Origin of the sequence: Phormidium pseudopriestleyi FRX01 (assembly GCF_017313335.1) — a bacterium.
In the GTDB taxonomy this organism is placed as follows: Bacteria; Cyanobacteriota; Cyanobacteriia; order Cyanobacteriales; family Laspinemataceae; genus Laspinema; species Laspinema pseudopriestleyi.
The window spans coordinates 1-9,128 of sequence record NZ_JAFLQW010000262.1 but is presented as its reverse complement, the minus strand read 5'-3'; the positions used below and the strand labels follow the sequence as shown (position 1 = coordinate 9,128).

The following is a 9,128-nucleotide window of genomic DNA, read 5'->3' as shown; positions in this document are numbered from 1 at the left end:
CCCGGTTTCTAACCTTTTTAAAGGGGGACCAGAAACCGGGTTTCTCGCCTAGATTTACTGGAAATTGCCACAATTTTTTTGAAGAAACCCGGTTTCTAACCTGCTGCTGTCTTACTGCTTCAGAAACTTTACCAATTGCTCTACTTTTGTCCAAGCGGCACCGGAGGCAAGAATTTCTTTGGCTAAGGCGATGCCCTGGATATGGTCCCCCACCGCAATAATGCCGCTGACTTGTAACGCTAACGCGGCATTTAAGGCGACGACATCCTGTTGCGCTTGAGTCCCCCCACCTTGGAGGACCGACTGTAAAATCTCGGCATTTTCTGCGACATCCCCGCCTTGCAATGCCCCGGTGGGTGCGGGTTCCAGTCCGACTTCTGCCGGGGTAATGGTACTGAGTTGGACCTCTCCATTGGCAAGGATGGCTAAATCACTGGCTTCTGCTAATCCCGCTTCATCGAGTTTTTCCCGTCCATGCACCACAATGGCTAATTCAGTCCCCAATTGTCGTAAGGCATGGGCGATCGGCACCACTAAGTTCGGTTCACAGACGCCAATCACCTGTCCAGTGGGTCGCACGGGATTGACCAGAGGTCCCAATAAGTTAAAGACGGTGCGAACTTTTAAGGTGCGGCGCAGAGGGGCCACAGCTTTCATCGCTGGATGCCAACCCGGTGCAAATAGAAAGGTAATGCCGACTTCATCTAAAGCGGCGATCGCCTGACTACCCGGTGCATTCAAATTCACACCCAAGGCTTCCAAAACATCGGCAGAACCCACCTTACTCGATGCCGATCGATTCCCATGTTTGGCAACCTTAACCCCAGCGGCGGCGGCAACAAAGGCAACACAGGTGGAAATATTAAAAGTCGAAGCCCCATCGCCTCCGGTGCCACAAGTATCGATCGCCCGTTTGCGCGTTTCACCATTTGCGCCAGTTTCCAGATAGGCAGACTGGGATTGCAAAACTTTTGCCATCCCTGCCAGTTCCTCTGCGGAAACACTTTTGCTTTGCAGGGCGGCTAAAATGGCCCCGGATAACACTGGGGGAATTTCTTCCTGAAGCCATCCCGTCATCAGTTGACTGGCTTGATCCAGAGTCAGGGATTGGCGATCGAGCAATTGTTGCAGTAACTCGGACCAGTTGGTGTCTAAGGTTATTTTTCCGGGAGTTTGTTCTGTTGCGGAAGGAGAATCAGTCATAGTTAAATTTGGATTGCACGGCAAGCAGTCGGGGATGCTGCTGATTTAAACGAATCGATTTTACCGCGAGAAGCAGGCTCTTAGGCGATTTCTGGATGGGGTTTTCAGCAGTGGGGCTGGGTTGAAGCTTGAAAGGTGGCTATGTTAGGATTGTCCTGTGGATAACATTTGTCTCTCAACTCGGAAACAATCATGACAGCAATTTATCGATTAAATGCTAATGAGATTGATGCTCAATTTTTAGATGAGATTAAAGCAAAATTTTGCGATAAACAGATAGAAATTGGTGTTTCTGAACTCGATGAAACTGAGTATCTATTGAGTTCAAAAATTAACAAAGAAAAATTAATGGCCGCCATTGAAGACGTTAACAATGGTCAAAACTTAATTAAAGTCAACTTAGACAGCTTTCTATAACATGAAGAGGAGAATAGTCTTTCATTATTCTGCTTTTGCAGATTTTAATGAGTGGCTCAATTTAGACAAAAAGCTCCATAAAAAAATAATAGAGCTGATAAAAGACATTGAACGTTCCCCATATATGAGGGATTGGGCAAACCCGAACCTCTAAAATATGAACTAAGTGGCTTTTGGTCCAGACGCATTGATATGGAAAATCGATTAATTTATAAAGTAACGGATGAAGAAATATTCATTTTTGCTTGTAAATTTCATTATGAAGTGTAATTACAATCAATAGAGGTCTTGTAGCCCTCTCAAGTTATCAGGCTGTGCTGGAAAACGCAAGGGTTTTGAGACGAGAGTCTCCTCTAGGAACGGTAGAGTTTCCAGGTTAGGGCTTAAAATGAGGGTTGTTTCATACCTGGGGTGACTTGATGGATCGGCGTGACTGGCTGAATATTGCTGAATATGTCTCTCTGGCGGGTGTAGTGGCGGGGTCAGTGGTGGCGGCTATTTCTGGGCAGGTGATTTATGTGGCAGTGCCGGTGACGGTTTCTTTGGGGTTGAATTTGATGAATCGGCGACGACAGATTATGCCATCGCGGGTGGGGGTTGAAGAGGTGAAGATCGCCCCGGAATCGATGAAGATGACGATCGCCCAGGAGATTGAACCCGTAGTGGCGGCAGTGCGACAACTGCGATCGCGCTCAACGGAGTTGGAGCAATCACTAATTGTGTTAAAAACCCAGCTACATCGCCTGCGGAGTGAGTTTCAAGAGCGCCCGGAACTAGAACAGGTGGAAAGTTTGGCTGAAGTGATTAGCGCGCTACAACAGTGTTTGGAGGGACTGCCTCCGGGGAAACCGGGACAAACGCCGATCGCCGAACTGGAGAGGGAAATTGTCCAGGCGATCGCTCGAATCCCTTCTATAGTGGAAGTAGAGGTGCAACAACAGTTGCAGAAACTCGGCGAACTTCCACCGAAGCGCAACCCCTAATCAGAACATTAATCCCGTAAAGAATCCATCGATTGATCATGACTCATTCCATTGCCGCTCCTCCCACTGTAAGAGCGATCGAAGTATTTTCGGGTATTCAAGGCGAAGGATTGAATTTGGGGACTCGTCAAATTTTCATTCGCTTTGCCGGATGTGATTTGCGCTGTGACTATTGCGATAGCGCTCATACTTGGACAGCACCGGATACCTGTCGGATTGAAAAAACTCCCGGCGATCGCGATTTTGAAGTTCATCCCAACCCCGTCCCCCTCCCCCTCTTCCTGGACTGGATCGATCGCCAAAATCAACCGGGTTTACATGACAGCATCAGTTTAACCGGCGGTGAACCCTTACTCCATACTCCCTTTTTGGTAGAATTTCTGCCTCAACTCAAACAACGAACTGGGTTACCTCTGTATTTAGAAACCGGGGGTCATCGTCCCCAACAATTGCAGAGGATTTTGCCTCATTTGGATCTGGTGGGGATGGATATCAAATTGCCGAGTGTCAGTGGAGAAACCCATTGGCAGGCGCATCAGGAATTTTTGAGCCTCTGTTGTGCCGCCGGAGTGGATGTTTTTGTCAAAATTATTATTTCCGATGACACCCTAGAGGCGGAGTTGGAACAGGCGGCGCAATTAGTGGCGGGGGTTAATCCCCAGGTGACGGTGTTTTTGCAACCTGTGACGCCCCTGAGTGCAGGAGAAACGGCGAACTTTGGCGATCGCCCCACCCCTGCCATAAAATCACCAGCACCCACAAAGGTGCTGGCGTGGCAAGGATTGATGAAACAATGGCTCCAACCCGTGCGAGTGGTCCCACAAACCCATAAAATGTTGGGTCAGTTGTAGTGGGGTGCAGTGGGGGTTAGTACACGCTTTCCGTATTTGTTGTAGTTTCCCGCGCTGCCTTAACCTTGGCTTTGGCTTTGGCAGCACTGCGTTTGAGCCCTTGCAACCGGGCTTCGTATTTGCTGCGCTGGCGTTTTTTCGGGGTGAGTTCGACGAGGGTTTTTAGGGCGCTGCCGAGACTTTTGTAAGCGTTGGGAAGGGAATAACCAAAACGAGTCGCAAGGGCGATCGCCTTTTCATCTGCCTCCATTGCTTCCTTTAAGGTGCGATCGCCATTGTTTTTCTGATAAAGTCGGTATCCCGCCACCCCGCACAGAGACAGTGCCAACAACAGCAGCAATCCATCCTGTACCCACAGTTCTCCCACTGCGCCACCTAAGCCGATCGCCAGCGCCGCCATTTCCCATCCCTCTTTAGAAATGGTGTCGTTTTGGATGCGTGCTACTTCATGCCAAAACAGCAAGTTGCGCTGATCCAGGGCGAGTTGTTCCCACTTCACTAGGTCAATTTGGACTTCCACCTGATCGCTTCCGATTTCTTCACTGCGAACCAACGGTGGATTCACTTCGATCGCTTTTTCGACCATGACCCAGCTTTGCAATTCCGGCGGCAGTAAGCCTTTGAGCCGTCGGAGTTCTATCATGTCAGCTTTTGTCGTAGTATATGAGGTCATTGCTCAAGCCGCTGAAAATTTGACACAAAAAACAGTTTATCTACTTGGATTGTAGCGATTTTTAGGCCATAAGCACCACTCCACTCCCCCTTGATTCGGTTTCCTGGGGCATCCATACCCTTGGAAAGGGTCTCCAGATGGCCTAGCTCCCTCTTTCAATCCTCGGGGTGTTGACAATATTAGCAAGTTATATTATAATCACGAGAATTTACAAAATCAGAGAGTTATTCGTTTAATTTGCAAGAGTTAAACCGTGGCAATATTAGTAAAAAATAGATTGCCCCGGTTTAACTATAACACTTTTATCCTCCCTCAGAATAAAGTCTAATTTATGCAAATTAAATGTAAAAAATTATTTAGGGGCATCTAGTCTAAAATCCATCACCCTGGTTAAGCGGCTATTTTATGAACATTTTGCGCGATCGCCTCCGCAGGATTTATGTCACCTTGATGAGTCTGGTTTTTATGAATCCAGTCCTAATCGGTTGTACGGAAATAGAGATAGAATCCAATCCCAGAGAGTCGGAAATCTCTGCAACAGCAACTCCCATTGGAAAAGCGCGATCGTCGGGTAATCTCAAACGAACTACAACGGCAATCAATTCGCGGACAACAATCCAGCAAACTGCTCAAACCGATGAACTCGAAGATACCGGAGATATTTTAATATTTCATACCCCCGTAGAAGACGAAACCTATCAAGAAGTCCATGATATTATCAAAGAAAGCCAGATTTTTGAAGAAATAGCTGAAACCATTAATGAGTTATTAATCTTACCTAATGATATTCCAGTTTATTTCATGGAATGTGGGGAAGAAAATGCCTACTACGACCCCTCAGAAGTTGAAATTACGATGTGTTATGAATTAATCGAACGGTATAAACAAATTTTCACCGAAGAGGTGGAAACCGATGAAGAATATATTGCAGAAGTGATTAATGCCGGACTCTTCACCTTTTTTCATGAACTCGGACACGCCTTGGTAGACCAGTTAGAGTTACCGATTACAGGAAGAGAAGAAGATGTAGTCGATGAATTTGCGGCTATTATTTTATTACAAGCAGGAGAAGAAGGGGAAAATGCCGTTCTTTCCGGAGTCTGGCAATTTGCAGTCGATGCGGAAGAGGAAGCGGAACTAGAAGAGTTGACCTATTGGGGAGAACATTCTCTGAATATTCAAAGATATTATAATATGGCCTGTTTAGTCTATGGAAGCAATCCAGAGAAATATAAATTTTTAGTAGAAGATGAAGATTTACCAGCAGAACGAGCAGAGGGATGCGAGTACGAGTATGCTCAAAAGTCTCAAAGTTGGGAAGTCTTGCTCTCCCCTTATTATCAAGAGTAAATCTGCCGATTAAATTAATTATCCTCAGTTCAAAGTCACGACTAAAGTCGTAAAATCGAACATCGGATAACGATAAATTTATTCGGATTGACAGAGGGAAGATTGTAGGGTGTACGTGACATAATCATGTAACCGATCGCAGGCAAGGGTTAAGAGTTTATCTAACTTCGACCGATCGCCTTCACTGTCTAAACTATCCCGGGAAATGTCGGCAATGGTCCACAGTTTCACCGTTTGGTCCCAACTGGCGGAGGCTAAAATTTGACTATCAGGACTAAAACTCCCCCCAGCAATCCGGTTTTGATGGCCCTCTAGGGTGGTTAAGAGGCGACCCAGACGACTCCAAATTTTAACCGTGCGATCGTCGCTGGCGGAGGCTAAAATTTTGCCATCATACGAAAAACTCACCCATAAAACTTTATCCCGATGTCCCTCTAGGGTCGTTAACAATTCTCCATTCCAACTCCAAATTTTCACCGTATTATCATCGCTGGCGGTGGCGATCGCCGTTTCATCGGGAGCAAAACTCACGCTATTCACTTCATCCAAATGTCCCTCTAAGGTAGCAACTAACGTAAAGGTCTCGCTATCCCACAATTTCACCGTTTTGTCTGCACTGGTAGAGGCAATTAACTTCCCTTTTGGACTGAATTTCACCTCAAACACTCGTCCTTCATGGCCGATTAAAGTCTTTAGAAGACTTCCATTTCGATTCCAGACTTTGACAGTACCATCCCAACTGCCAGAAACCAGGCGATCGCCTTTGGGAGAAAAATTCACACTATGCACTAAATCCAAATGTCCCCGCAGGGTTTGTAAAACCTTCCCCTGGCGGTCCCAAAGTTTGACCGTTTTATCCCGACTTGCCGAGGCCAAAATCTCTCCATCGGGAGAAAAGGCCACCCCATGTACCCAATCGCGATGTCCTCGCAGGGTTTGCACTAAGGCCCCGTTTCGTTGCCACAGTTGCACCGTGTTATCCCGACTCCCAGAGGCCAAAATCTCTCCATCGGGGGAAAAACTCACCGTATTTACCAAATCCTGATGTCCCTGAAAGACCTCAATTAAGCGAATTTCAGGATTCCATAACATTGTCGTATTATCCCCACTCGCGGAGGCCAAGGTTTTGCCATCGGGGGACCAGGCAATGTCCCAGACGGCAGCACTATGGGCCGTTAAAGTCTTCAGCAGGGTCCTGTCATAGACACTCCAGAGTTTAACGCTGTGGTCCTGACTTGCCGTCCCCAGCAGATTGCCATCGGGAGACCAAATCACCCGAGTCACGACATCATTATGCGCTTTAATGGCGGTTATCAATTCTCCCTCCCTTGTCCAGAGTTTGACCCGGCCATCACCACTCGCTGTCGCTAAAGTTTGACCATCGGGAGCAAAATTAACCGTAGAAACACCGCTTTGATGTCCCGTCAATGTTGTTAATAATTCTGCTTGTCCCCGGGAATTAATTTTCCAGAGTTTTACTTGATTATCATAACTGGCTGTAGCCAGAATTTTACCATCGGGAGAGAAACTAACATCGGAGATTTCTTGAGTATGGGCCGTGAGAGTTTGAATGAGGGTAGGTGGAGTTTGGGAGTTGGGTTCGATGCGCCAAATTTTAGCGGTTTTGTCGGTACTGCCGGTGACAAGTAACTGACCTTGAGGACTGAAACTCACGGCAAAAACACTCCCTTGATGTCCGCTGAGGGTATGAAGCAAAGTGCCATCCATTCCCCACAATTTGACGCTGTGATTGGCGTTAGCTGTGGCCAGAGTTTGTCCGTCCGGGGAAAAACCCAGTCCATAAACGCGATCGCCATGTTCTAAGGTATGCAGTAATTCCCCTTGCGCTGTCCATAAGATTGCGGTACCATCAGCGCTGGCGGTGGCAAGGGTTTCTCCGTTGGGAGACCAAGCAACATCCCACACCCATCCGCGATGCCGATTTAAACTGTTCCGTTCTTGAAGATTGGCTAAAATGGTTTCTAAATTAACCACTCCCGGGGTCATTAATTCCGAGGTTGCCCAATTGGATTGTAATTTTCGCCCCGCCCGAATTGCATTCACTAATGCTTCGAGTTTTTCATTGGAAGAATTCTGAATTCGAGAGGCTGAATTGAGGGCTTGAATTTCGGCAATTTCTGCTTGTCTTTTTTGGGAATTGGCCCAGGAAATAATGGTGAGGGAAACGAGGGAAACGGCACAGAGTCCGACTAATCCGAAGGTAATCACCCGTTGAGCTTTTTGGTAGGCAGTATCTAGGATTTGTTTGGCTTTTCGTTCTGCTTCTAAGGTGATTTCGGTTTCGAGTTTTGCTAATTCTAGGGATTTTTTCTCGCTGTTTTGACTGGCGGAAAGAAACTGGTAGTCGCGATCGCTTAAACTTTTATCAGCGGCCCAGTTTAAAGCATCCTGCAATGCCTGTCCCCGCAATAACCGGGAGGAATCTTCCCCGCCACTCTCCCACCAAGCGGCGATCGCCTCGGAATAGGGACGCAAATTAGCTAACTGGTTCTCAATCCAGTCGGCATTAAAAATCTGTTGATAAATACGGTTAAATACGGTTAAATTGCCCTGTTTTTTGACGACTAACCCCGATAGACGTAGTTGGGTTTGTTCCAGACTATTATCCGCTGGGTATCCCTCTGGGTTAGCTGTTAAAATTTTTTGATACAGTCCCAATCGTCGCGGGGTGCGTTTTTCGTCATAAAGTAGGCGATCGCGAATTGTTTTTAAATGGTCAGGTTCATCCTGAGATTCCCAATTGTCCAACAGGTACGCTTTAACCAATTCCCCTACATTCGGTTGAGAATTATGAGCTTTATCAACCAGTAATTTACATAATTTCTGGGTTAAAAAGGGTTGTCCTCCAGTCCAATCTAAGATTTCTGATAAAACAGTTTCAGGAGAAGTAAACTGCTGAGACAATCCGGGCAGTAATGCCAGTTTTGCTTCGGCGAAAGTAAACCCATGCAAGGCAATAGCTTGTCCAATATTAAAAGGAGTGCGCTGTTTGTCGGTGATTAAATCCGAGGGAGTTGTCACTCCTAACAAACAGAATGTCAAACGATTGTAAGGATGATGATGTGCCCGTTGATTGTAACAAGCGCGAATAAAGGCAAAAAAATCATCCGTGGGGAAATTTAAACTAAGGATACTGTCAATTTCATCGATAAAAATGACAATCGTTCCCGGAATTTGCACCAAAACCACAGTTTCAATAAATTCCCGAAATCGACCCAGGGGGGATAACCACTCGCGATCGCGCCACCAAGACCCCAAATTCACCTCAAGCTGCAAATCCAGGGTCAGACAGCGAAGCATATTCGCATACCACTGATTGGAAGTCCCCTGCTGGATATTGTCCATTGAGATATCAATCACACTACAGGCAACCCCCGCTTGTTTTAACTGCCGCATCACCTGCACCCGCAAGCTGGATTTTCCCGTTTGTCGAGAATTCAATACATAACAAAACTGTCCTGATTTTAATCCATTATATAGCTCAAAATCCGCCTTTCTCTTGACATAAGTCGGTGCATCTTCAGGCAAGGTCCCGGAGAAAATATAGGAGTCTGTCATAATTGATTTACCAGGTTAAATTGGGATTAAATGGGGAGGACCCCCCCTAACCCCCCCTTGCTAAGGGGGGGG

The 9,128-nt window shown here is 46.6% G+C and carries 9 protein-coding genes; 6 read left to right on the top strand and 3 right to left on the bottom strand.

Annotation, left to right across the window (positions count from 1 at the left end; all coding sequences use genetic code 11):
- Positions 1 to 111: 111 nt before the first annotated feature.
- Entirely contained in the window at positions 112 to 1,203 is a 1,092-nt protein-coding gene (trpD, locus tag J0895_RS09615; protein ID WP_207087883.1) for an anthranilate phosphoribosyltransferase, read from the bottom strand.
- A gap of 192 nt (positions 1,204 to 1,395) precedes the next feature.
- On the opposite strand from trpD, the gene J0895_RS09610 reads away from it, so the two are divergent.
- The 5 genes from J0895_RS09610 (at position 1,396) to J0895_RS09595 (ending at position 3,454) form a co-directional block, all read left to right on the top strand.
- Positions 1,396 to 1,620, top strand: a complete 225-nt coding sequence (locus tag J0895_RS09610; RefSeq protein WP_207087882.1) for a hypothetical protein — start codon at positions 1,396 to 1,398, stop codon at positions 1,618 to 1,620.
- A 1-nt stretch (position 1,621) separates the two neighbouring features.
- Entirely contained in the window at positions 1,622 to 1,774 is a 153-nt protein-coding gene (locus J0895_RS26945; protein ID WP_422894321.1) for a type II toxin-antitoxin system YoeB family toxin, read from the top strand.
- Complete coding sequence (locus tag J0895_RS26340) at positions 1,753 to 1,890, top strand: Txe/YoeB family addiction module toxin (protein ID WP_277989812.1); 138 nt, start codon at positions 1,753 to 1,755, stop codon at positions 1,888 to 1,890. The genes J0895_RS26945 and J0895_RS26340 overlap by 22 nt, the downstream gene beginning before the upstream one ends.
- Positions 1,891 to 2,039: 149 nt before the next feature.
- Complete coding sequence (locus tag J0895_RS09600) at positions 2,040 to 2,603, top strand: hypothetical protein (RefSeq protein ID WP_207087881.1); 564 nt, start codon at positions 2,040 to 2,042, stop codon at positions 2,601 to 2,603.
- 38 nt (positions 2,604 to 2,641) lie between these two features.
- Complete coding sequence (locus tag J0895_RS09595; protein WP_207087880.1) at positions 2,642 to 3,454, top strand: 7-carboxy-7-deazaguanine synthase QueE; 813 nt, start codon at positions 2,642 to 2,644, stop codon at positions 3,452 to 3,454.
- A gap of 16 nt (positions 3,455 to 3,470) precedes the next feature.
- On the opposite strand, the gene J0895_RS09590 is transcribed toward J0895_RS09595, so the two are convergent.
- Positions 3,471 to 4,127 (bottom strand): DUF3318 domain-containing protein, encoded by a 657-nt coding sequence (locus J0895_RS09590; protein ID WP_207087879.1) that lies wholly within the window; start codon positions 4,125 to 4,127, stop codon positions 3,471 to 3,473.
- A gap of 405 nt (positions 4,128 to 4,532) precedes the next feature.
- Between J0895_RS09590 and J0895_RS09585 the strand changes: the two genes are divergently transcribed.
- Positions 4,533 to 5,477 (top strand): DUF4344 domain-containing metallopeptidase, encoded by a 945-nt coding sequence (locus tag J0895_RS09585; protein WP_207087878.1) that lies wholly within the window; start codon positions 4,533 to 4,535, stop codon positions 5,475 to 5,477.
- A gap of 78 nt (positions 5,478 to 5,555) precedes the next feature.
- Here the strand turns inward: J0895_RS09585 and J0895_RS09580 are convergent, their stop codons facing one another.
- Positions 5,556 to 9,056 (bottom strand): WD40 domain-containing protein, encoded by a 3,501-nt coding sequence (locus J0895_RS09580; protein WP_207087877.1) that lies wholly within the window; start codon positions 9,054 to 9,056, stop codon positions 5,556 to 5,558.
- Positions 9,057 to 9,128 lie beyond the last annotated feature (72 nt).

Excerpts from the sequence above, each read along its gene's own strand:
- trpD (WP_207087883.1), bottom strand. The coding sequence starts at position 1,203 with ATGACTGATTCTCCTTCCGCAACAGAACAAACTCCCGGAAAAATAACC.
- J0895_RS09610 (WP_207087882.1), top strand. The coding sequence starts at position 1,396 with ATGACAGCAATTTATCGATTAAATGCTAATGAGATTGATGCTCAATTT.
- J0895_RS26945 (WP_422894321.1), top strand. The coding sequence starts at position 1,622 with ATGAAGAGGAGAATAGTCTTTCATTATTCTGCTTTTGCAGATTTTAAT.
- J0895_RS09600 (WP_207087881.1), top strand. The coding sequence starts at position 2,040 with ATGGATCGGCGTGACTGGCTGAATATTGCTGAATATGTCTCTCTGGCG.
- J0895_RS09595 (WP_207087880.1), top strand. The coding sequence starts at position 2,642 with ATGACTCATTCCATTGCCGCTCCTCCCACTGTAAGAGCGATCGAAGTA.
- J0895_RS09590 (WP_207087879.1), bottom strand. The coding sequence starts at position 4,127 with ATGACCTCATATACTACGACAAAAGCTGACATGATAGAACTCCGACGG.
- J0895_RS09585 (WP_207087878.1), top strand. The coding sequence starts at position 4,533 with ATGAACATTTTGCGCGATCGCCTCCGCAGGATTTATGTCACCTTGATG.
- J0895_RS09580 (WP_207087877.1), bottom strand. The coding sequence starts at position 9,056 with ATGACAGACTCCTATATTTTCTCCGGGACCTTGCCTGAAGATGCACCG.